The 22828-nt window shown below is 67.9% G+C and carries 21 protein-coding genes; 6 read left to right on the top strand and 15 right to left on the bottom strand.

The features are described from left to right. The first annotated feature begins 8 nt into the window (after positions 1-8). From ASD28_RS01285 to rpoH, 4 genes are all read left to right on the top strand, one after another. Complete coding sequence (locus ASD28_RS01285; protein ID WP_056122752.1) at positions 9-674, top strand: cell division ATP-binding protein FtsE; 666 nt, start codon at positions 9-11, stop codon at positions 672-674. Next, entirely contained in the window at positions 671-1591 is a 921-nt protein-coding gene (gene ftsX / locus ASD28_RS01280) for a permease-like cell division protein FtsX (protein WP_056122749.1), read from the top strand. Before ASD28_RS01285 ends, ftsX begins: the two co-directional genes overlap by 4 nt. A 299-nt stretch (positions 1592-1890) precedes the next feature. Next, on the top strand, positions 1891-2463 hold the full coding sequence (locus ASD28_RS30800) for a hypothetical protein (RefSeq protein WP_200948754.1): 573 nt from the start codon (positions 1891-1893) through the stop codon (positions 2461-2463). A 420-nt stretch (positions 2464-2883) separates the two neighbouring features. Beyond that, complete coding sequence (gene rpoH, locus ASD28_RS01275) at positions 2884-3774, top strand: RNA polymerase sigma factor RpoH (protein WP_056122746.1); 891 nt, start codon at positions 2884-2886, stop codon at positions 3772-3774. Between the two features lie 47 nt (positions 3775-3821). Here the strand turns inward: rpoH and ASD28_RS01270 are convergent, their stop codons facing one another. Then, entirely contained in the window at positions 3822-4427 is a 606-nt protein-coding gene (locus ASD28_RS01270) for a UbiX family flavin prenyltransferase (RefSeq protein WP_056122743.1), read from the bottom strand. Between the two features lie 182 nt (positions 4428-4609). Here ASD28_RS01270 and ASD28_RS01265 point away from each other — a divergent pair, with 182 nt between their 5' ends. Next, entirely contained in the window at positions 4610-6181 is a 1572-nt protein-coding gene (locus ASD28_RS01265) for a UbiD family decarboxylase (protein WP_056122741.1), read from the top strand. A 117-nt stretch (positions 6182-6298) separates the two neighbouring features. Here the strand turns inward: ASD28_RS01265 and ASD28_RS01260 are convergent, their stop codons facing one another. The 14 genes from ASD28_RS01260 to ASD28_RS01195 all read right to left on the bottom strand — a co-directional run bounded on the left by ASD28_RS01260 (position 6299) and on the right by ASD28_RS01195 (position 20812). Beyond that, positions 6299-7027 carry an enoyl-CoA hydratase/isomerase family protein gene (locus ASD28_RS01260; protein ID WP_229411900.1) on the bottom strand — a complete coding sequence of 243 codons (729 nt, stop codon included), beginning with the start codon at positions 7025-7027 and terminating at the stop codon, positions 6299-6301. Then, on the bottom strand, positions 7014-9335 hold the full coding sequence (locus tag ASD28_RS01255) for a xanthine dehydrogenase family protein molybdopterin-binding subunit (RefSeq protein WP_056122735.1): 2322 nt from the start codon (positions 9333-9335) through the stop codon (positions 7014-7016). Before ASD28_RS01255 ends, ASD28_RS01260 begins: the two co-directional genes overlap by 14 nt. Beyond that, positions 9332-9814 (bottom strand): (2Fe-2S)-binding protein, encoded by a 483-nt coding sequence (locus tag ASD28_RS01250; RefSeq protein ID WP_056122734.1) that lies wholly within the window; start codon positions 9812-9814, stop codon positions 9332-9334. Before ASD28_RS01250 ends, ASD28_RS01255 begins: the two co-directional genes overlap by 4 nt. A gap of 32 nt (positions 9815-9846) precedes the next feature. Beyond that, the gene (locus ASD28_RS01245; RefSeq protein ID WP_056122731.1) at positions 9847-10356 is read right to left on the bottom strand and encodes a carbon monoxide dehydrogenase subunit G; all 510 of its coding nucleotides are present in this window, start codon (positions 10354-10356) and stop codon (positions 9847-9849) included. 25 nt (positions 10357-10381) lie between these two features. Next, positions 10382-11182, bottom strand: coding sequence for a xanthine dehydrogenase family protein subunit M (locus tag ASD28_RS01240; RefSeq protein WP_056122728.1), 801 nt, complete (start codon positions 11180-11182; stop codon positions 10382-10384). Between the two features lie 10 nt (positions 11183-11192). Further along, on the bottom strand, positions 11193-11978 hold the full coding sequence (locus ASD28_RS01235) for an alpha/beta fold hydrolase (RefSeq protein WP_056122725.1): 786 nt from the start codon (positions 11976-11978) through the stop codon (positions 11193-11195). Next, positions 11975-13315: a fumarylacetoacetase gene (gene fahA, locus ASD28_RS01230; protein WP_056122722.1), complete on the bottom strand. Its 1341-nt coding sequence runs from the start codon at positions 13313-13315 to the stop codon at positions 11975-11977. The genes ASD28_RS01235 and fahA overlap by 4 nt, the downstream gene beginning before the upstream one ends. A 1-nt stretch (position 13316) precedes the next feature. Further along, a complete protein-coding gene (locus ASD28_RS01225) occupies positions 13317-13844 on the bottom strand; it encodes a VOC family protein (RefSeq protein WP_056122720.1) in 528 nt (175 codons plus the stop codon). 22 nt (positions 13845-13866) lie between these two features. Then, entirely contained in the window at positions 13867-15057 is a 1191-nt protein-coding gene (locus tag ASD28_RS01220) for an FAD-dependent monooxygenase (RefSeq protein WP_056122717.1), read from the bottom strand. Positions 15058-15178: 121 nt separating this feature from the next. Then, a complete protein-coding gene (locus tag ASD28_RS01215; protein ID WP_056122714.1) occupies positions 15179-16132 on the bottom strand; it encodes a LysR family transcriptional regulator in 954 nt (317 codons plus the stop codon). 61 nt (positions 16133-16193) lie between these two features. After that, complete coding sequence (gene leuD, locus ASD28_RS01210; protein ID WP_056122711.1) at positions 16194-16844, bottom strand: 3-isopropylmalate dehydratase small subunit; 651 nt, start codon at positions 16842-16844, stop codon at positions 16194-16196. Further along, positions 16844-18265: a 3-isopropylmalate dehydratase large subunit gene (gene leuC / locus ASD28_RS01205; RefSeq protein ID WP_056123600.1), complete on the bottom strand. Its 1422-nt coding sequence runs from the start codon at positions 18263-18265 to the stop codon at positions 16844-16846. Before leuC ends, leuD begins: the two co-directional genes overlap by 1 nt. Then, positions 18262-19656 (bottom strand): MFS transporter, encoded by a 1395-nt coding sequence (locus ASD28_RS01200; RefSeq protein ID WP_056122708.1) that lies wholly within the window; start codon positions 19654-19656, stop codon positions 18262-18264. Before ASD28_RS01200 ends, leuC begins: the two co-directional genes overlap by 4 nt. A gap of 31 nt (positions 19657-19687) precedes the next feature. Next, positions 19688-20812, bottom strand: coding sequence for a porin (locus ASD28_RS01195; protein ID WP_371831805.1), 1125 nt, complete (start codon positions 20810-20812; stop codon positions 19688-19690). Positions 20813-21211: 399 nt separating this feature from the next. Between ASD28_RS01195 and ASD28_RS01190 the strand changes: the two genes are divergently transcribed. Beyond that, positions 21212-22801, top strand: coding sequence for a methyl-accepting chemotaxis protein (locus ASD28_RS01190; protein ID WP_056122706.1), 1590 nt, complete (start codon positions 21212-21214; stop codon positions 22799-22801). The last annotated feature ends 27 nt before the right edge of the window (positions 22802-22828 follow it).

The raw sequence follows: 22828 nt of genomic DNA, 5'->3' as shown, positions 1-22828 counted from the left end.
CACGCACGATGATCGAATTCCAGTCCGTCTCCAAGAAGTACTCGGATTCCGCCGACACGCTCGCGCTGTCCGACGTATCCCTGAACATCGCCAAGGGCGAGCTGGTGTACCTCGCCGGCCCGTCCGGCGCCGGCAAGTCCACGCTGATGAAGATGGTGGCCGCCATCGAGCGCCCGACGTCCGGCCGCGTGATCGTGAACGGGCAGGACGTCGGCCGCATCCGCAAGGCCGGCATCCCCTTCCTGCGCCGCAACCTCGGCCTGATCTTCCAGAACCAGCGCCTGCTGAACGACCGCCACCTGCTGTCCAATGTGATGCTGCCGCTGATCGTCACCGGTGCGCCCAGGGCGCAAGCCGAACAGCGTGCCCGCGCGGCGCTGGACAAGGTCGGCCTGCTCGACCGTGCCCTCGCCCTGCCGATGGAACTGTCCGGCGGCGAACAGCAGCGCGTGGCGATCGCCCGCGCCATCGTCAACCGCCCGCAGATCATCCTGGCCGACGAACCGACCGCGAACCTCGACCGCGCCGCGGCCGACAAGGTCATCGACGCGCTGCACGCATTCCACGCCGTGGGCGTCACGTGCGTCATCTCGACCCACGACGACCAGATCCTGGACAGCGCCGCCCGCGTGATCCGCCTCGAACACGGCCATGTGACGGGAGGTGGCGCATGAACGTCTGGTTCCGCCAGCACCGCTTCGCCTTCGGCGCCGCGCTGTCCCACGTGCGCAAGGCGCCGGGCAGTTTTTTGTTCAACGTGCTCGTCGTCGCCGTCGCGCTGGCCCTGCCCTTCGCGGGCGTCACCCTGCTCGACAACGCGCGCCCGTTATCGGAAGAACTGTCCGTCGATCCGGAAATCAGCCTGTTCCTCAAGACCGACACCCCGCGCGACCAGGCCCAGGCCCTCGCGCCGCAGCTGCAGCAGATCCTGCACGGCAGCCATGCGAAAGTCAGCTTCGTGCCGCGCGAACAGGCGCTGGCCAGCCTCAAGGAAAAGAGCGGTCTCACCGACGTGATCGAAACGCTGGGCGACAACCCGCTGCCGGACAGCTATGTGATGAAGCTGGAAGGCTTCGCCAGCGGCGCCGACGCCGCGCGCGTGGACGGCCTGGCCGAGCAGATGCGCGCCCTGCCGGATGTCGACTCCGTGCAGGTCGACTCGGCCTGGGTCAAGCGCCTCGCCGCCCTGCTGGGCGTGCTGCGCCTGGCGCTGCTGCTGCTCGCGATCACGCTGGGCGTCGTCGTGATCGCCGTCGTGTTCAACACGATCCGTTTGCAGGTGCTGACGCAGCGCGAGGAAATCGCCGTGTCGAAACTGCTGGGCGCGACCGACAACTTCATCCACCGCCCGTTCTACTACACGGGCGCCCTGCTGGGCCTGTGCGCGGGGGCGGTGGCGCTGGGGGCCGTTGCGCTGGCGCTGCGTCCGCTGAACACGGCCATCGCCGAGTTCGCCCGGCTGTATGCGTCGGAATTCCAGCTGACGCCCCTGCCGCCGCTGGGCATGGCGGCCTTGCTGGCGATCAGTGCCGGCCTGGGGCTGGTCGGGGCCATGTTGTCGGTGCAGAGGCATCTGGCGCGTCTGAAATAACTCCTCGACGCTGGGCCAAAAACAAAACCCGCCACGAAGGCGGGTTTTGTTTTGAATTCGGGGTGGTCCCGCGGAACGGGACCGAAAACTGACCTAGCGTCATCACCAGTATGGAGGCTGGGAGAGGACAAAACCTAGGGCTGCGTTCAGAGTATATCATCGTGAGCATGCCTGATCAAAAATGATGCGCGATGGACTAGAGCGACCTCGAAAAGCACTTTTCCGCAGCACGGTTGGGCCGTTATCGGGCCTCGTGCAATGGCGACGTCGCCAGGGCAGCAAAAGCATATGTGAACAACATGCTTCTGGCAGAAGCGACAATGCCGATGTTGAACGTGCTTGAAATCGCTCTGGAAAATGGCGTACATCAACGCCTGATTACCCTGTACAAACGATCCGACTGGTGGGACTCTTGGGTGAGCGACCCATCGTTTGCCTGGCAGGTTCGTGAGGTAGTCAGTGCGAAAGCAAAACTGCAACGCCGAGCCGAAGCGCTTACCCCGGACAAGATTATTGCCGAACTACCCTTCGGCTTCTGGAGTTCGTTATTCAACGTCCAGTTCCAGACCATCCTTTGGAAAGACCTGCGGCTGATTTTCCCGCGCTGCCCGAAGCCACAGCGTCAGCGCCATACTGTCTCGTCGGCACTTAACCAGATACGGGAACTGCGCAACCGTGTTTTCCATCACGAGCAATTACTTTGGCTAAGCCCTTCTCTCATTGACTTGCACGGTAAAGCTATCGAGGTCGTCGCGTGGATCGATCCAAAGCTACCGCCGTGGCTTGCCAGTTATGATCGTCTTCCCACTACCTGGGCCGCCATCCAGCCGATCCAAGTCAACCATTCAGGAATATCGAGGCCCGTTCCGTGAACCCGTCCGCTGCTGGCCAGTCAAATCCGGCAGCGGACGCGAGGCATTCACCTACATGGCAACGTGCGCCAGCCAACAGAAAGCGCAGCACGTGTCGCCTAACCTGTCTTCTACCGATTTCAAACGATACGAACGCCACATTTGAGCCGCATCAACTGAACCGCTCGTACCTGCTCTACAGTTGAATCGAACCCGTTTTTCTGATTCCTGCGGGCAATACTTTAATGAAACTTAAACCCATCGTAAGGGATATGGTGGCGCCTAGCACTCACCTCAAGAGAGTGCTAATATTACGTCAGACTATCGCGGGAAATGGTTTTGATAGCACCGTCAGCATCCCGACAACAAGCCAGCCAGCTGCGCCTTCGGGGCTCTGGAGATGGCGAGACGATGCAGCAGTTTATCTACGAGGGAGTGACTATGTCCGCACAATCCGCATTGGTTCCGGCCGGCAATCGTGCACTGGGACTGGGTTTCAGTGGCAATCTCGGTAATATCGACGCCTATATCTCGGCGGTGAACCGCCTGCCGATGCTGTCCCACGAGGAAGAAGTTTCCCTGGCTACGCGTTTGCAGGAAAAGAATGACCTGGACGCGGCCCAGAAACTGGTGCTGTCGCACCTGCGCCTGGTCGTGTCGATCGCGCGCGGCTACCTGGGCTATGGCCTGCCGCACGCCGACCTGATCCAGGAAGGCAATATCGGCCTGATGAAGGCAGTCAAGCGTTTCGACCCAAACCAGGGCGTCCGCCTGGTGTCTTACGCCATGCACTGGATCAAGGCCGAGATGCACGAATACATCTTGAAGAACTGGCGTCTGGTCAAGGTTGCAACGACCAAGGCGCAGCGCAAGCTGTTCTTCAATCTGCGCAGCAACAAGCAGGGCCTGGACGCCATGTCGCCGCAGCAAGTCGACGACCTGGCCAAGATGCTCGACGTGAAGCGCGAAGAAGTGATCGAGATGGAAACGCGCCTGTCCGGCCGCGACATCGCGCTGGAAGCGCCGACCGACGACGAAGACGACAAGTTCTCGCCGATCGCCTACCTGTCCTCGGACCAGCAGGAACCGACCAAGGTCCTGGAAGCCGAAGAAGTGGTGCGCCTGCAATCGGAAGGCCTGGAAACGGCCCTGTCGAAACTCGACCCGCGCTCGCGCCGCATCGTGGAAGCGCGCTGGCTGGCCAACGACGACGGCTCGGGCGCCACGCTGCACACGCTGGCCGAGGAATTCGGCGTGTCGGCCGAGCGCATCCGCCAGATCGAATCGGCCGCGCTGAAGAAGATGAAAACCGCACTGGCGGCTTACGTGTAAGCCATCCTGTCGGCTACCAACAAAGGCACCTTCGGGTGCCTTTTGTTTTATCGGTCACCCTCGCGGGCGGGATGGTTGCGCGGCGGGTTCCAGCGCGTCACCGTCTGCGTGTCGAGGCCGAACAGGTCGAGCACGCGTCCCAGGGTATGGTCGACCATCTGGTCGAGCGACTGCGGCCGCGCATAGAAGGCCGGCACCGGGGGATACACGATGGCGCCGGCTTCGGTGACCGTCGTCATGGTGCGCAAGTGACCAAGGTGCAGCGGGGTTTCGCGCAGCATCAGGACGAGGCGCTTGCGCTCCTTCAGCATCACGTCGGCCGCGCGCGCCAGCAGGCTGCCCGTCACGCCGGTGGCGATCTCCGACATCGTCTTGATCGAACAAGGCGCCACGATCATCCCTTGCACCTTGAACGAACCGCTGGAGATCGCCGCGCCGATGTCGGTGTTCGCGTGGGTGACGTCGGCGAGCGCCCGCACGTCGGCCACGCTCAGGTCCGATTCATAGGCCAGCGTGACCTGGGCCGACTTGCTCATCACGAGGTGTGTTTCGACGTCGAGTTCGCGCAACAACTGCAGCAGGCGGATGCCGTACACCACGCCAGAGGCGCCGCTGATGCCGACGATGAAACGGGGACGGGTTGACGCATGCATGATTGATGATCGCTGGTGAATAATCGATGGAAGCGCCGATGGTAGCAGACCGTTGCACACCACGGACGACCACCGAAATTAATTAGATTTTTCGATGAATCGATCATTTATTGTTGCTTCAGTTCTATGCGCGGGTGCATTAGATTCGCTGTGATAGCCACCATGACCCTCTGGAGACCACAGTGAATTCCCATTCCGATTTCAGCACGTCCGCTCAACGGCCGGCCGGCCCCGGTCCGGACCTCGAGCGCTTCGACCTGCGCCGCTTCGCCGCCTCGCTCGATGCGAGCGAGTTCGAGCGCCATGCCGGGCCGGTCGAGCTGGCCGACGTTGCCCGCCTCCTCGAAGGCAACCCGAAAGCCGTGCTGTTCGAACAACCCGGCGCCGACGCGATCCCGCTGTGCGGCAACCTCGCGGGCAGCCGGCAGCGCCTCGCCGCCGCCTTCGGCACGACCACCGACAAGCTGCTGGCGGAAGTGCTCGCACGCTTGCGCAAGAAAGCCGCCATCGAGCAGGTGTCGCGCACGGCGGCGCCGGTCCAGCAAGTGGTCCTGACCGGCGGCGACTGCGATTTCACGAAGCTGCCCGTCCACCTGCAGCACGGGCTCGACGGCGCCCCCTACATCTCCTCCTCGATCGACTTCACGGTCGACAGGACGACGGGCTGGACCAACGTCGGCGTGCGTCGCCTGATGCTGCGCGGCCGCCGCACCGCCGGCATCGACCTGATCGCACCGTCGGACCTGCGCGCGATCTACCTCGAGCACGCCGCGCGCGGGGAACCGCTGCCGATCGCCTTCGCCGTCGGCACGCACCCGATCGACCACGTCGCGGCGACGATGCGCTTGCCGACCGACGAACTCGAACTGCTGGCTTCCCTGCGCGGCGAGACGCTGGGCGTCGTCAAGTGCGTGACCAACGACCTGCTGGTACCGGCCGACGCGCAATTCATCCTCGAAGGCTACCTTGACCCGAACGGCCACGTCGAACCGGAAGGCCCGTACGGCGAGTTCCTGGGCTACTACGGCGGCGTCAAGCGCAACCCGCTCTTTCACCTGACCGCGATCACCCATCGCCGCGACGCCGTGTTCCAGACCTCCACGATCAGCGGCCGCGACATGGACACCACCGATACCGCCCAGCTGTGCGCCCTGCGCACCGAGGTGACCGTGTGGCGCGCGCTGGAAGTCGCCGTGCGCGAAGTGAAGGCGGTGTACGCCAGCGCCGCCAACGGCGGCATGTTCAACGTGCGCATCGCCATGCGGCAGCGCGTCCCGGGCGAGGCGCGCAACGCCATCGCCGCCGTGTTCGCATGCCTCGCCAACGTCAAGCACGTGTTCGTCGTGGATCCCGACATCGACGTCTTCTCGGACCGGCAAATGGACTGGGCGCTGGCCACGCGCTTCCAGGCCGACCGCGACCTGGTCGTGCAGGACCGCATGCGCGCGATGCCGCTCGACCCGTCGCTCGCCGGCACCCATCACACGGCGAAGGCCGGCTTCGACCTGACCCTGCCCTTCCTGCGCCCGGGCACGAGCCGCTCGATCGAGCACCGCGTGCCCGCTGCGCCGACCTTCGATGGCGCGCGCTTCGATTCGCTCGACGCGGCGCTGCGGCACGGTCCCAAGCTGTTCGCGGAACTGATGGCTGCCGTCGGCAGCCGCGACGGCCGCGAGATCGTGCGCTGGCTCGAAGACACGGGCGCGACCCGCGCCATCGGCCGCGACGACGAGGGCCGCTACCACTACGCCTGACCGCCACCGCCCGCCTCGGCCGTCCGGCAAAAACCGGACGGCTTTTTTGCGTCCGCACGGGACGAAAAAAGCCCCGTACGCTCGCGCGCACGGGGCTCAAGGCACTACCGGGGGAAGTTAGAACCGGATCGACAGCGCCGTCGCCGCCAGGTGACCGGCGAAGGCGCTGGCACTGGCCGGCGGCATGCCCGGCGCGACGGCCAGGAACTGTTTCACGGCGCGCAGGGTGACCGCGCTGTTGCCCAGCATGGTGTCGGCCAGCGCGGCGGCGGCGGCATCCAGCCGGGCCGCGGGGACCACGTGCGACACCAGCCCGGCCGTACGCGCATCCGCAGCGTCCAGCGGCGCGCGGCCATATACCATGTGCGCCAGCGTCTTGACGGGCACGCGGTCCACCAGCGCCGCCATCACCAGCGTCGGCGGAATGTCGCGCTCCATCTCGGAAATCTGGAAGACGGCGTCGTCCGCGCACACCACCAGGTCGGCCACGCAGGCCAGCGCGCAGCCCGCGCCCACGGCGCGCCCTCGCACGACGGCGATGACGGGCACCGGCACCGCCTTGATGGCGTCGTAGAGTTCGAGTGGCGGCAGCGCGACCTTCTGGCGCACCGTCTCGGCCGACGGCCTGGCGCCCAGCGTCGGGATCGGCGAATCGCGGCCGGTGCAGAAATCGGGGCCGGCCGCGCCGAGGCGGACGAGCTTGACGTCATCGTCGATGCCGCGCAGCGCGGCGACGATCGCCGCGCCCATCGGGGCGGTCAGCGCGTTGCCCTTGTCGGCGCGGTCGAGGAGGATGTCGAGGACGGCGCCGTCGCGCCGGATGTGGACGTGTTCACTCATGTGCATGACTTTCTCGGTGGATGGCATTCCAGATGACCGCCGGCGTGGCGGGCATCTCCAGTTCTTCGGGGGCATCCTCGCCGAGCGCGTCGGCCAGGGCGTTGAAGATGACTGCGGTGGCTGGCGTGATGCCGCTCTCCCCTCCCCCCTTCACGCGCAGCGGATTGCCGGCGGTCGGGTCCTCGGCGAATACGAGCGAGACCGGCGGCACGCGGCCGGCGCGCGGCACGCCGTAGTCCATGTACGAGCCGGACATCACCTGCCCGCTGTCGCGGTCGACGTAATACCCCTCCGACAGCGCCTGCCCGATACCCTGCGCCAGGCCGCCGTGCACCTGGCCCTCGACGATCAGCGGATTGATCGGCTGGCCCACGTCGTCCACGGACGCATAGTGCAACAGTTCGACCTCGCCCGTATCCGGGTCGATCTCCAGTTCCATCACCGCGGCGCCGGTCGGATGCGCCGCCATGCGGCCGTTGAACTCGGCGTCGGACGCGAGCGGGGGCTTGCCCGCGCTTTCCAGCCTGGCCGCCAGTTCGAACAGGCCCAGGCGCGTGTCGCCGGCAATGAACGTCCCGTCCTCGAAGCGGACGGTTGCCACGTCGACGCCGAGCAGGTCCGCCAGCGCCGCCTTGCCCTGCCCCACGACATGGGCCGCGTTCTGCACGATCAGGGTGCCGCCCAGGCGCATGCTGCGGTCCGAGTGCGTACCGCCGCCGACGCTCACGAAAGCGGTGTCGCCCGTGCGCAGCCGCACGGATTCGGGCGGTACGCCCAGCTGCGCCGCCACGACCTGGGCGAACGTGGTCGCGTGGCCCTGGCCCTGCGTCTGCGTGCCGGACACCAGGTCGACCACGCCCTCGGCGAGTACCCGCATCTCGATACGCTCGCGCGGCGCGCCGACGGGGGCCTCGACATAGTTGGCCAGGCCGATGCCGCGCAGCTTGCCGCGCGCGGCCGACGCGGCGCGGCGCGCCGCGAAGCCGTCCCAGTCGGCCAGTTCCAGCACGCGTTCCATGTTGCCGATGAAGTCGCCGCTGTCGTACGTCAGGCCCATCGCGCTGCGGTACGGCAACCGGCTGCGCGGCACCATGTTGCGGCGGCGGATCTCGACCCGGTCGATGCCGAGGCGGTGCGCGGCCAGGTCGAGCAGGCGCTCCATCATGTGGTGCGCTTCCGGCCGGCCGGCGCCGCGGTAGGGCGCCGTCGGCGCCGTGTTGCTGAGCGCCGCGCGGATGTGCACGGCCGCTACCGGCACGTGGTAGACGGTCGTCATGATGCGGGTGCCGTTCGACATCGGCACGTACGACACGGTGTGCGCACCCACGTTGCCCAGCCACTCGTGGTCGGTGGCGAGGATGCGGCCCTCGGCGTCGAAGGCCATGGCGGCGCGCAGCACGGCGTCGCGGCCCTGGTAATCCGCCAGGAACGCCTCGCTGCGGTCGCTCGTCCACTTGACCGCGCGGCCGCAGCGGCGCGCCGCCCAGACCACCGCCAGCTGCTCGACGTTGACCGAGCTGCGCGGGCCGAAGCCGCCGCCGACGTCCGGACAGATCACGCGCACCTTGTCGGCCGGTGCGCGCAGCGCGCCCACGAGCGACATCTTCTGGCGCACCGCGCCCTGGCTGCCCGAGATCAGCGTGTAACTGCCCTCGGCGGGATCGTACACGCCGATCGCGGCGCGCGGCTCCATCTGGCAATTCACCACGCGGCTGTTATGGAAATCGCGGCGCACGACGAGGTGGGCATCGGCGAACAGCCGCTGCGCGGCCGCGCGGTCGCCCAGCTGCACCTCGAAGCACAGGTTGCCCGGCGCATCGTCGTACAGCTGCGGCGCGCCGGGGGCCAGTGCGTCGTCGGCGCGCACGACGGCGTCGAGCACGTCGTAGTCGACCATGATCATCTCGGCGGCGTCGCGTGCGCGGGCCGCCGTGTCGGCGACCACCATCGCCACGGCCTCGCCGACGTGGCGCACGTTGTCCACGGGGAGCGGCAGGTGCAGGCGGCTGTAGGCCGGCACGTGCAGCGCATCGCGGAACGCCGGCGCCGTGGGGTCGATCGCGTCGAGCGGCATCGGCACGTGCTGCATGCCCTGGAAGCCGTCCGCGAGGTAGTCTGCGCCCGTCAGAACGGCGATCACGCCGGGTGCGGCCAGCGCGGCACCGATGTCGATGGAGACGATGCGCGCATGCGCGTGCGGCGAGCGCAGGAACGCGGCGTACGCCTGGCCCGGCACGTCGATGTCGTCCGTGTAGCGGCCGTTGCCCGTCACCAGGCGCCGGTCTTCCAGGCGCGGCAGGGGTTGGCCGATCATGCCGCCACCTCCGGATACAGCGCGCGCGCCGCGTGGCGCACCGCCTCGATGATGTTCACGTAGCCGGTGCAGCGGCAGATATTGCCTTCCAGCGCCGTGTGGATGGTCTCGTCGTCGAGCGCCGCCGGGCGCTCGCGCAGGAAGTACTCGATCGCCATGATCATGCCGGGCGTGCAGAAGCCGCACTGCAGGCCATGGCATTGCACGAAGGCCTGCTGGACGGCGCTCAACCGGCCGTCGCGCTCGAGATCCTCGACGGTGCGCACACTGCCGCCGTCGGCCTGCGCCGCCAGTACCGTGCACGACTTGACGGCCGCGCCGTCGAGGTGGACGGTGCACGCGCCGCACTGGGTCGTGTCGCAGCCGACGTGGGTGCCGGTCAGGCCCGCTTCGCGCCGGAGGAATTCGACCAGCAGCGTGCGGTCCTCGACCTCGCGCCCGACCTGCCGGCCATTGACTTGTATGTTTACTTGTACCACTTGTCACCTGCCTGTTCGTGTTCGATGCCGCGTCAGCCGCGCTGCCACCATTTCTTCGGTGCCGCTTCGGCCCCCTCTTCCGGCGCGGCCGCTTCGACGGGGGGCGCCAATTGTTCGCCGAAGCGCTTGAAGAACTCGTCCGCCATGCGGTTGGCCACCGACGCGACGAGGCGCGAGCCCACCTGGGCCAGCTTGCCGCCCACTTCGGCCGTGGCCGCATAGGTCAGTTCGGTGCCGCCGTCGGGCGCGTCGGCCAGCGTGACGACGGCCTGCATCTTGCCGAAGCCGGCGATGCCGCCCTCGCCCTTGCCGGCGATACGGTAGCCCTCGTCGGGGCGGCGTTCGGACAGCGTCAGGCTGCCCTTGAAACGCGCCTTGACGGGGCCCACCGCGGCCTGCACCACGGCTTCGTATTCGTCGTCGCTGCGCGCGCCGAACGATTCGCAGCCCGGCACGCAGGCCTGCAGCACCGCCGGGTCGTTGAGGGCTGCCCACACTTCGTGACGCGGCGCCGCGATCACCTGGGTTCCGTTGAATTCCATGCTTGTCTCCTTGTGGATGCCGGCGTCACGCGCCGGTCATGGCCGCGACCGCGCGGCGGGTGAATACCTCGACGAGGCTGGCGCGATAGCGCGCGGGAATGCGTTCGTCGTCGAGCATCCGGCCGGGATCCATCGCCACGCCGGCCAGCGCGTCCACCGCGCAGTCGCGCGCCAGCGCCTGCTCGGCCTCGTGCCAGCGGAACACCGACGGCGCCGCGCCCGTCACGGCGACCCGCACGCCGGCATCGCCGTCGGCGACGAACACGCCCGCGAGCGCATAGCCCGACGCCGGATGGCGGTACTTGCGGTAGGCCGCGCGGCGCGGCAGCGGGAATTCGATCGCGACGACGAGTTCGCCCGGGCCCAGCGCGGTCTCGAACATGTCGACGAAAAACGCGTCGGCCGGGATGCGGCGCGCGCTGGTCACGACCGTCGCGCCCAGGCCCAGCACGGCGGCCGGGTAATCGGCGGCAGGGTCGTTGTTGGCCACCGACCCGCCCATGGTGCCGCGGTTGCGCACCTGCGGATCGGCGATCAGCCCGGCCAGGCCGGCCAGCGCGGGAATCGCGCCGCGCACGACGCCGCTCGCGGCCACTTCGGCGTGGCGGGTGGCCGCGCCGATGCGCAACAGGTTTCCCTCCAGCGTGATGCCGCGCAGTTCGTCGAGGCGGGTCAGGTCGACCAGATAGGCCGGCGCGGCCAGCCGCTGTTTCAGGGTCGGCACGAGCGTCATGCCGCCGGACAGCGCCTTGGCATCGGGATGCTCGTCCAGGATGGCCAGCGCCTGCGCGAGCGTGGCCGGCCGGACATAGGAAAATGCGTACACGTTGTCTCTCTCAAGGCTGTTGCAAGAAATCGCCGACGGCGCGCGCCAGTGCCAGGGGCACCTCGAGCATCGGGTAATGGCCGCATCCGTCCAGCACCTCCAGCGTCGCGTTCGGGTACCAGGCGAGCCAGGTCCGCTCCATCAGCTCGCGCGTCAATGTCGGGTCGCAGGCGCCCGCCAGCACCATGACCGGCACCGGGTTGCCGCGCACGCGCTCGGAAAAGTCGACCGTGCCCCAGTCGCGCAGGTAGCCGGAAAACGCCTGCGGTGCCGTACACGCGGCCGAATCGAGCGCCTGGCGCCGCAGCCACACGGCGGGCAGCCGGCGGCCGGTCGAGAAATCGAGGATGAACTGGCGCTGCGCGACGTCGTGCGCGGCCTTGTCGAACATGGCGAGGCGCTGCGCGTCCATGCGCGATCCGCAGGCCGGCACCGCCGTGAGCGCGACCATGCGCTCGATCCGGCCCGGCGCCGCCGCCAGCAGCACGCGCTGGATCGCCACGCCGCCCATCGAATGGCCGACGAGAGAAAAGCGCCCCCACCCGAGCGCGGCGGCGAGTTCCAGCGCGTCCACGGCTGCTTCCTCGAAGGTATAGTTGCCGAGGGTGGCCCTGGCACGGCCGTAGCCGCGGTAGTCGAAGAACACCCAGGTGGCGGCATCCGGATCGAGCCCTTCGCAGAACGCGCGCCAGTCGCCGGAATGGCCGAAGGCGCCGCCGAACACCATTACCTTGCGCGGTCCGCGCCCGAATTCGTGGCCGAACTGCGCCAGCTGCGTCGTCGTCGGGGCGGTCATCGCGGCCTCCCCGCGGCGGCGACGGACAGCGCCGGCTCGATGCGGCCGCGGCATTCGCCAAACCCGATCGACACCGCACCCGGCCGTTGCGCACGGGCGCGCAGGACGATCTCGTCGCCATCCTCGAGCGCCGTGCGGAACTCGTCCGGCCCCACCTTCAGCGGATCGGCGCCGGCATTGGTCAGCTCCGTGATGCAGGCGCGCGCGGCATCGTCGGCGCCGGAAATCGTGCCGCTGCCGATCAGGTCTCCCGGCCGCAGGTTGCAGCCGTTGCTCGCATGGTGGGCCAGCATCTGGCCGAAGGTCCAGTACAGGTTCTGCAGGTGCGTGCTCGTGATGCGCAGCGGTCCCTCGCCGGCCGCGCGCCGGGACGGCGTCGACAGCCAGGCTTCCAGCGCGATGTCGATGCCGCCTTCGGCCCGGTCGCCCGCGTCGGTCAGATGCGGCAGCGGAGCCGGGTCGCCGTCCGGGCGCGCCGGCGCCGGCAGGCGGAACGGTGCCAGCGCTTCCTGGGTCACGATCCACGGCGAGATCGACGAGATGAAACTCTTGCCGAGGAAGGGGCCGAGCACCTGCTCCCACCACTGGATGCTCTTGGCCGACCAGTCGTTCAGCAGGCAGTAGCCGAAGATATGGTCGGCGGCCGCGCCGAGCGGGATCGGCTGGCCCAGCACGTTACCCTGGCCGACGAAGGCCGCGAGCTCCAGCTCGAAGTCGAGCATCGGCGCCGGGCCATATTCGACCGCGCCGTCCGGGTTGCGGTACTGGCCGAGCGGACGGCGCACGGGCGTCCCGCTGACGCGGATCGACGACGCGCGGCCGTGATAGGCGATCGGCAGCGACTTGAACGCCGGCGGCAGCGGGTCCTTCAGGCCCTTGTAGCGGCCGTGACGTTCCGTATGGTGCAGCGACGTGAGGAAGTCGCTGTAGTCGCCGATCGCGCACGGCAGCTGCATCGTGGCGCGCGCCATCGGCACCAGGATGTGTTCGCGCATGGCTTCGGCGCGGGCACGGCGTGCCCCGTCGCTGCGCAGCAGCTCGGACAGCGCGGCGCGCAGGGCCGATGCGTAATGCGGGCCGAGCGCCATCAGGCCGTTCAGGCGGCCGTCGGCGCAGGCACGCGCGGCCTTGGCGGCGTCGCCGTCGAGCAGGCCGGCGCCGAGCAGCGCATCGAGGTCGGCGATCTCGTCGCCGATCGCGACGCCGGCGCGCGTGCGGCGGGCGTCGGAGAACACGCCGAACGGCAGGTTCTGGATCGGGAACTCGGCGTCGGGCACGTTGGCGGACGCCACCCAGGCGCGGCGCGCGGGGTCGTGGGTCGGGTTCAGGTGCGCCATGTCAGTCCACCGCCCGGGCGGCGCGCGCCGCCTTTTCCGCGGTCCAGTCGTCGAGCTGGCCGCGCGCCTCGCTGCGGAACGCCGCGTGCTGCGCGGGCGTGCCGGTCGGCGTCGTGAACTCGAGGCGGAAGCCGTTCGGATCGAAGAAGTAGATCGACTTGACGAAGTGGTGGTCGACCGGCCCGATCACGTCCACGCCGGCGGCCTGCAGGCGCGCCTTCATGTCCTCCAGGCCGGCCAGGCTGTCCACGCGCAGCGCGATGTGGTTGACCCAGGCCGGGGTGTTGGCCGAGGGCTCGGCGCGGACGCCGTCGCCGAGGTCGAAGAAAGCGATGTTCGAACCGTCGCTCATCTCGAAGAACAGGTGAACGTACGGGCAGTACTCGCCGGTGCTGGGCACGCGGTCGAGGCGGATGACGTGCACCAGCGGCAGGCCGAGCAGGTCTTCGTAGAAGGCCCGGGTTTCCTCGGCGTCGCGGCAGCGCCAGGCGAAGTGATGCAGTCCGCGCACGGCGGGCGGCTTGGTCATGATGTCTCCTTGTACGGTTGGCTTACAGGGGAACGGCGTCGACGTCGTACTGGAACAGCCATTCGTAGCGTTCCTTGACGCGGTCCTCGCTCCATTCGGTGCCGACGTAGGCGGCGGCGCCCTCGGCATGGCCGAGCGCCGGGTTGTGGAAGCGCGCGGCGTTCGCCGCGGAGCCGCGCACGATGCGCGCGGTGCGCTCGTGGCGCGCGGCCTCGTAGCTGCGCAGCGCCTGGGGAACGTCACCGCGGTACTGGTCCAGCGCGCGCGCCAGGACATAGCCGTCCTCGAGGGCCATGCCCGCGCCCTGGGCCAGGAACGGCAGCGTGGGATGGCAGGCGTCGCCCAGCAGCGTCACGCTGCCCTGCGACCATTGCGGCATCGGATCGCGCACCATCAGGGCCCATTTGTACGGCACGTCGATGGCGCGGATCATCGCCTGCACATCCTCGTGCCAGCCGGCGAAGTCGCGCAGGCACTCCTCGTGCGTACCGCGCTCGGACCAGGACTCGACTTCCCAACCGCCGCCCTCGACGGCGCCGACGAAGTTCACGAGCTCGCCGCCGCGCAGCGGGTACTGGATCACGTGCGCGCCCGGCCCCACCCAGTTGCTGCCGTACGGTTCGCGCATGTGCGCCGGCAGGTCGGAGGCGCGGATCACGCCGCGCCATGCCATGATGCCGGAGAAGCGCGGCGCGTCCGGTCCGAACAGCGCTTCGCGGGTCCGCGAGTGAACGCCGTCCGCGCCGATCACGAGGTCCGCGACCACGGTCGTGCCGTCGGCCGCATGCACCGTCACGCGGCCGTCGTCGTGCTGGCGGTGGCCGTCGACCTTGACGCCGAGCCGGATCGCGTCCGGGCTGCGCCGGCGCACGCCGTCGGCCAGCACGGCGTGCAGGTCGGCGCGGTGCAGCGTGAAGTAAGGATAGCCATAGCGCTCACGCGACACGGCGCCGAGGTCGAACAGCGGCCAGGCCTGGCCGGTGTTCCACAGGCGCACGCGCTTTCCGGCCGGCTCGGAGGCGATGCGTTCCAGTGCCGGCCCGAGACCGAGCCGGTACAGCACGCCGGTGGCGTTCGCGCTGAGCTGGACGCCCGCGCCGATCTCCTTGAGTTGCGCGGCCTGTTCGAGGACGGTGACGTGGAAGCCCCGGTCGAGCAAGGCATTGGCGGCGGTCAGGCCGCCGAGGCCCGCCCCGATGATGACGATGTTCATGTGCTGTCTCGCTGAGTTCTTGTGCGACCCAATATAAAGAAAGGGCCAGGCGAGCGGAAGCAAAAAGAATTTATCGTTTAATCGGGAAAATCGAACAATATAAACAGTATGTATCGAAGCGTCAGGATGCCGGGGTGGCGCGCTTGCGGCTCTTCTTCAGCACGGGATTGCCACCGCTGAATTCTTGCGCGACCTGCTCGAACACGGCCGAGAGCTGGGACAGCGTCTCGTTGCTGGCGCGGCCGGCGCGCGTGATGCAGTAGAACGGCAGCTCGATGGCTGGACGGATCGGATGCAGGCGTACACGGTAGCGCTGGCACGCCGCCGCCGAGATAGACGGCACCACGGCCACGCCGAATCCCGCCTCCGCCATCGCGATCGCCGTCTCGAGGTGGCCGACGAACGTGCGTTTGCCGGTGGTGACGGCGGCCGCGCCGAGGCTTTCTTCGACCATGCGCTGGATCGGCGTGTCGCCGAGGAAGCAGATCAGCGGGACGCCCTGCAGCGCGCGCCAGGTTTCCTGCTCGGCGCTGAAGTCCGGCCAGTCGGTCTCCTGCAACCCGGTGGCGAGCATCAGCTGGGTGGGGAAGATCTGCAGCCGCTCGACGCCGGATTCCTTGCGGAAGAACGGGCCGAAGGCGGCGTCCAGCGCACCGTCTTCGACCATGCGCAACAGCTCGGACGGCGTGCTGTCGACGATTTCCACGCGCACCAGCGGGCACAGGGTGGCGAAGCGGCCGAGCACCGCCGGCATCAGGCTCACGGCGATGTGCGGCATCACGCCCACGCGCAGCAGGCGCTGTTCTTCGCGCCCGATCTTGCGCAGTTCGAGCGCCGCGTTCTCGATGGTCTCGACGATATGCGCCGCAGTGGGCAGGAACATGCGCCCCGCCTCGGTCAGGGCGACCGAGCGCGTCGTGCGGTCGAGCAGGCGGCACTGCAGCTGGGTTTCGAGTTCGCGGATGATGGCGGACAGCGCCGCCTGCGACAGGTGCAGGCGTTGCGCGGTCTTGGTGAAGCTGGCGGCCTGCGCAACGCCGAGGAAGACCTTGAGCTGCCTGAGGGAGAGGTTCATGACGCATACCGCCGGCCGCTGCCGGCAACGGATTCCGAAGCCCCCATTCTAGCAGCGCGGATCAGGTCTGGATCGACGCGGCCAGCCACGGGTAGCGGGCCAGCCGCTCGCGCTCGAACGCGGCGATGCGCTCGCGCCGGCGCAGGGTCAGGCCAATCTCGTCCTGGCCGCCCAGCAGGGCGTGACGCGCCGCGGGTGCGATGTCGAACGATGCCGCGAAACCGCCCGGCCCGGTCACGCGCTGGTGCTCGAGGTCGACGCGCAGGCGGCAGCCGCCCTCGCTTTCCGCCGCCGCGAACAATATGTCCAGCGCCGCGTCGCCCAGCTCGACCGGCAGCACCCCGTTCTTCGTGCAGTTCTGGCGGAAGATGTCGGCGAAGCCCACCGCGACGAGCACGCGAAAGCCGTACTGCAGCAGCGCCCAGGGCGCGTGTTCGCGCGAGCTGCCGCAGCCGAAATTGCGCCCGGCCAGCAGGATCGTCGCAGCGCGGTAGCGCGGCTGGTTCAGCACGAAATCCGGGTTCGGCCGGCGCATGGCCGGATCCTGGCCCGGTTCGCCCGGATCGAGGTAGCGCCAGCTGTCGAACAAATTGGGGCCGAAGCCCGTCCGCGCGACCGACTTCATGAACTGCTTGGGCAGGATCGCGTCGGTGTCGACGTTGTCGCGTCGCAGCGGCGCCGCCAACCCGTCGACGACGGTGAACGGTTCCATCACCGTCCTCCCCGCGCGAAGGCGCGCACGTCGACGAAGCGGCCGGCCAGCGCGGCCGCCGCCGCCATCGCCGGGCTGACGAGATGGCTGCGTCCCCCGGCGCCCTGGCGCCCTTCGAAATTGCGGTTCGACGTCGACGCGCAGCGTTCGCCCGGGGCGAGACGGTCGTCGTTCATCGCCAGGCACATCGAGCATCCCGGCTCGCGCCACTCGAAGCCGGCCGCCGTGAAGACGCGGTCCAGGCCCTCGCGTTGGGCCTGCTCGCGCACGAGTCCCGAACCCGGCACGACGAGCGCCTGGCGCACGTTCGGCGCGATGCGGCCACCCGCGGCCGCGAGCACGGCGGCGGCCGCGCGCAGGTCCTCGATGCGGCCGTTGGTGCAGGAGCCGATGAAGACCCTGTCGATCGGGATATCGGCGATGCGGGTGCCCGGCACGAGAGCCATGTAGTCGAGTGCCGCTTCCATCGCGCGGCGCCGCCCGGCGTCGCCCTCGTCGTCCGGGTCGGGCACGGCGGCGCCCACCGGCGCCACCATGTCGGGCGACGTGCCCCAGGTGACCTGCGGCGCCACCGCGGCGGCGTCGAACGCGAGCATGCGGTCGAAGCGCGCGCCGGGATCGGACACGAGGCCGCGCCAGACCTTCACCGCCGCGTCCCACTGCACACCGGCGGGTGCGTACGGCCGCCCGCGCAGGTAGTCGAGCGTCGTGTCGTCCACGCCGACCAGCGCCGTGCGTGCCCCCGCCTCGATCGCCATGTTACACAGCGTCATGCGGCCTTCCATCGACAGCGCGCGCACGGCAGCGCCGGTAAATTCGAGCGCGTGCCCGGTGGCGCCCGCGGTGCCGATGCGTCCGATCAGGTACAACGCGAGGTCTTTCGCGCTGCAGCCGGGTGCCAGGCCGCCGTCGATCCGCACGAGCATGGTGCGGCTCTTGCGGGTGGCCAGCGTCTGCGTCGCCAGCACGTGCTCGACCTCGGACGTGCCGATGCCGAACGCGAGCGCGGCCAGCGCGCCGTGCGTGCTCGTATGGGAATCGCCGCACACGACGACCATCCCCGGCAGGGTCAACCCCTGCTCCGGCGCGACCACGTGCACGATGCCCTGGCGCCGGTCCAGCATGCGGAATTGCGGGATCCCGTTGTCGTCGCAATTGCGCGCCAGCGTCTCCACCTGCAGCCGCGAGAGCGGATCGGCGATGCCGCCGGCACGGCCCGCGGTCGGCACGTTGTGGTCGCACACGCCGAACGTGGCGCCGGGGCGCCATACCGGGCGTGCCCCCGCGGCCAGGCCCGCGAACGCCTGCGGACTGGTGACTTCGTACACGAGGTGGCGGTCGACGTACAGCAGCGCGCCGCCGTCCTCGTCCAGGTCCACGAGGTGCTCGTCCCAGAGCTTGTCGTACAGGGTGCGCATCAGGGTGCGATTTCCTCGAGTGATTTCTGGCGTGTCTCCGTCATGCCGAGGGCCGCCAGCAGACCGAGCACGCAGACCCCGGCAAACATCAGGAACACGGGAGCGACGCCCTTGGTACCGAGCACCACGCCGACGATCGCAGGGCCGGCCGCCGATGCGGCGCGGAACCAGGACGTCGCCAGCGCCGTGCCGACGGCGCGCATCCGGGTCGGATAAATCTCCGGCGTGTAAAGGAACAGCAGGATGGTCGTCGTGCCGATCACGGCGTATGCGGTCGACCCCAGCAGCATCACGCCGTACGCCGACGGCGCGCCGGTAAAGTACAGTGCGGCGAGCAGCACGCCGGCGATCGAGAACGACGACATCACCCAGCGGCGGCGGCCCACGCGGTCGACGAGGAACGCGCACGCGAGGACGAAGATCACGCTGAGCACGTTCGACATCGACGCGAGGCGCAGCGCCTGGCCGAGCGGCAGGTGGTACACGGTCTTGTACAGGCTGGGCATCCAGTTGTTCAGGCCGTTTGCCACGAAGTAGGCGGTGCCCCACAGCGCCCACACGACGAACGTGCGCTTGCGGTAGAACGCGGAAAACAGTTCGCGCACGCCGGCCTTCCTGGCTGCCTGCGCGGGCACCCGCGGACGTGCCTTGACCTCGATGCGCTTGTCCGTGCTCGCCTCGATACGCTCGATGATGCGCTCGGCCTCGTCGAAACGGCCCTTGCCGATCAGCCAGCGCGGCGACTCGGGCAGGCACCAGATGAAGCCGACGATCAGCAGGCCGGGAATCCCGCCCACGAGGAACATCGACTGCCAGCCGACGTGGGGCACGAGCAGCGAGCCCGCCTGGGCGGCGGCCAGCAGGCCCAGCGGGAAGATCAGTTCGTACAGCAGGAAGAAGCGGCCGCGGTTGTGCGCCACCGACAACTCGTTGATGTAGACGGCCGCGACCGGATTGCCGCCGCCCACGCCGATACCCTGGATGAAGCGGCACACCATCAGTCCGTTGAAGTTGCCCGTCGCGGCGCACGCCAGGCTCATCACCGACATCAGGAGAATCGTCCAGAACTCGCTCTTGACCCTGCCGATGCGCTCGGCCAGCCAGCCGAAGAAGATAGCGCCGACCAGTTGGCCGATGTAGCCGGTGGCGATCAGCAAGCCGATTTGGCCGGGCGCCAAATGCCACATGCCGATCAACACCGGCAGCACGTAGGCCAGCGACAGCGCGTCAAAGGCGTCGAAGAACGTGGCGCTGCCCATGACGACACGGGCCCGGACGTGCCAGCGCGAGATCGGCACGCTTTCCATGCGGGCGATGAGGGCGGCGCCCCTGCCGTCCTGGTCGGCCGCTGCCGGGCTGGACGAAACCTTGACGTCGGTAATGCTGGATAACATGTGGCACCTTCTGTGATGAATACGAATCGGATCAGAACTGCACTTGTACGCCGGCGCGCGTCAGGGTCTGGGTGCGTCCGCTGGACGGCGTGTAGCCGAAGGCCGTCGCCCGGGCGCCGGGACCGGACGCGTGGACGTAAGCCGCGCCACAGTAGATCTGGACGGTCGGGCTCAGATACTGGCTCAGGAATGCGTTGTACTGGTTATACGTGATGGCTTCGAACGTGGAATGCGCCGTCGACAAGCCGAGGATGCGCGTCTTGCGTCCGCCGCTCAGGTCCGTGTTCACGCCAGCCTGCAGGTTACGCTGGATCACTTCGCCGCGCGCATTCTCGAGCTGGACCTGGGTAATGGTCGCGTGCGGGACGAAGATGCCGACCTGGTAACTGGCGCCCAGCACGCCGGTGCTGAAGCGGTCGGCATTGAACTGCGCGCCCGCCAGGCTCTGGCCGAGTACGTTCGTGACGCCGAAGATCGATTTCAGGTCGGCCGTCCGGTTGTGGAACATCGAGTACGAGCCGGCCAGCTTCAGGGCTGCGTTGTTGTAGCGGAAGCCGACCGAGTACGTACGCGACCGCGAGAAATTGGACGGATCCTCGCCGAAGCCGTTCATCACACCCACCTGCAGGCCCGCCATCACGGGCGTCTCGTAGCGGATGGCATTGTCCATGCCGAAGATGTTGGCCAGATTGTCGAGGTTGCCGGGCGAGTACGACCACGAGATGCCGGGCACACTGTTGTTCAGCACGCCCACGTAGTCGTAGGCGAAGTCGGGCATGTGGCCGAGGGTCAGCGTGCCGAAGCGCGTGCTGGACAGCCCGACCTGGGCGTAGCGGTTGAAGAACTTGTTCGGATTGGCCTGGTTGCCCAAGTCGGAATTGAAGCCGGTCTCGAGCTTGAAGAAAGCGTTCAGCCCGCCGCCCAGGTCTTCGGTGCCGCGAAAGCCGAAGCGGTCGGGCGAGCGCTTGCCCGCGTTGACGGCTTTCAGCGATTGGCCGCCGGCGTTGTTCACGTAATCCAGGCCTTCATCGACGCTGCCGTAGAGCTGGACATTGGTTTGAGCAAGCGCGGCGCCACAACTCAGGACACCCGCTACCAGTGCAAGGACGTTCGGTTTGATAATTTGTCTCCAGTATTTATAAACAACTGCGCACAATTTCATTGATTGTCGCGTTGGCCCGCCCACGCATTTCGTGTCGCTGCGCTCGTTGCAAGCGGGTCGTCGCCACGATTTCCCTCATGTGACGCCGAATCAATATAGGGCAAAAGTCAAGCAAGAATAAGCAAAAAGATTCTATTGATAAATCGAATAATTTTGACAATCGCTCCTATCAAATCAAAGACCTACCCTTTGGACTTATCCGAAAACCCGCATAATCACAATCTTTGTCTGCATCCCGTGCGCCACAGTTTTCACAAAATTTATACGAGGCATTTGCGTTTTCACCGCTCGCTGCGGCATCATTCATATTTCAAACAAGAAATTTTTTGTTGGATCGCGAAACAAGTTTTTTCTATTAATTGATAGATTTTTTCGATAAGTCGAGGTGGGGAAATGACGGGATGGTTGGCCAAGATGAACATTGCCGGACGGCTTGCCGTGGGCTTCGGGCTGGTGTTGGGCCTGGGCGTACTGACCACGGGCTTCAGCATTTGGCGCATGCACGACATCGCCCTGGCGGCGCAGGCGATAGCCGCGCCGCTGGCGAAGGAGCGCCTCATCGCCGAATGGAATATGCAAGTCTTCGGCGCGATCCGCCGCACCGGGGCCATCGTCAAGAGTAACGATCCCGGCGTCGCCGCATATTTCAAAGGTGAGATGGACGAGGCCATCAAGCGCTCGGCGGATCTCGCACGCCAGATCGAACCGCTGCTGACCACGCCCGACGAAACCGCCCTGCTGCGCCGCATCGACGCCCAGCGCCAGCGCTACCGCGCCATCACGGCCGCGGCGATGAAAGCCAAGGCCGCCGGCGACACCGCGCTGGCCGAGCGCCTCCTCAACGAATCCTTCGTGCCGACGGCGCGAGGCTACCAGGACTTGCTGGAGGCGCTGCTGGCCCTGCAGCATCGCCAAATGGATGCGCAAAACCATGACATCCTCGCCATCGAGGCCCGCAGCGCTCGCCTGTCCATGGCCCTGACGGCGGCTGGCGTGCTGGCGGGTGCCGCCTGCGCGTGGCTGCTGGCCGCCGGCATCGTGCGCCCGCTGCGCGCGGCCGTGGGAATCGCCCGTACGGTGGCGGCCGGCGACCTGACCCAGGCCATCGCCGTGCACGGCCGGGACGAGACCGCGGCCTTGCTGCGCGCGCTGCGCGACATGAACGACAGCCTGGCCGCGATCGTCGGCCGCGTACGCGACGGCACCGAGACGATCGCGACCGCGTCCAGAGAAATCTCCGCCGGCAACCTCGACCTGTCGAGCCGCACCGAACAGCAGGCCAGCGCCCTGGAGGAAACGGCGGCGTCGATGGAAGAGCTGACCTCGACCGTGCAGCGCAATGCCGGCCATGCGCAGGAAGCGAACCAGCTGTCACATGCCGCGTCGAAGGTGGCGGGCGAAGGCGGCGCCGTGGTCGGCCAGGTGATCGCGACCATGGCGGACATCGATGCGTCGGCGCGCAAGATCGCCGAGATCACAGCGGTCATCGACGGCATTGCCTTCCAGACGAATATCCTTGCCCTGAACGCCGCCGTCGAAGCGGCGCGTGCCGGCGAGCAAGGGCGCGGCTTTGCCGTGGTGGCGGGCGAGGTGCGCAACCTGGCCCAGCGTGCCGCGGCCGCCGCCAGGGAAATCAAGGACCTGATCGGGACATCGACAGCTCAGGTCGAAACCGGCACGCGGCTGGTCGGCCAGGCTGGCGCGACGATGGACCAGGTGGTCGCCAGCATCGGCCGCGTCAACGCCATCGTGAACGACATCGCCGCCGCGAGCCGGGAGCAAAGCAGCGGCATCGGGCAGGTCAGCCAGGCGGTGACGCAGCTGGACGCGGTCACGCAGCAGAACGCTGCCCTGGTCGAGCAGTCGGCCGCGGCGGCGGCGGCGATGCAGGAACAGGCGGCGCGGCTGGCGCAGGCGGTCCAGGTATTCCGGATCGGCGCGCCAATCGCCGCGCCATCGGGCACCGTCCGCCGCATTGCCTGAAGCCGAATGCCAACCTGACTGTTCGAA

Origin of the sequence: Massilia sp. Root133 (assembly GCF_001426525.1) — a bacterium.
Lineage (GTDB): Bacteria > Pseudomonadota > Gammaproteobacteria > Burkholderiales > Burkholderiaceae_D > Telluria > Telluria orientalis.
This window is presented reverse-complemented; position numbering and strand designations above follow the sequence as displayed.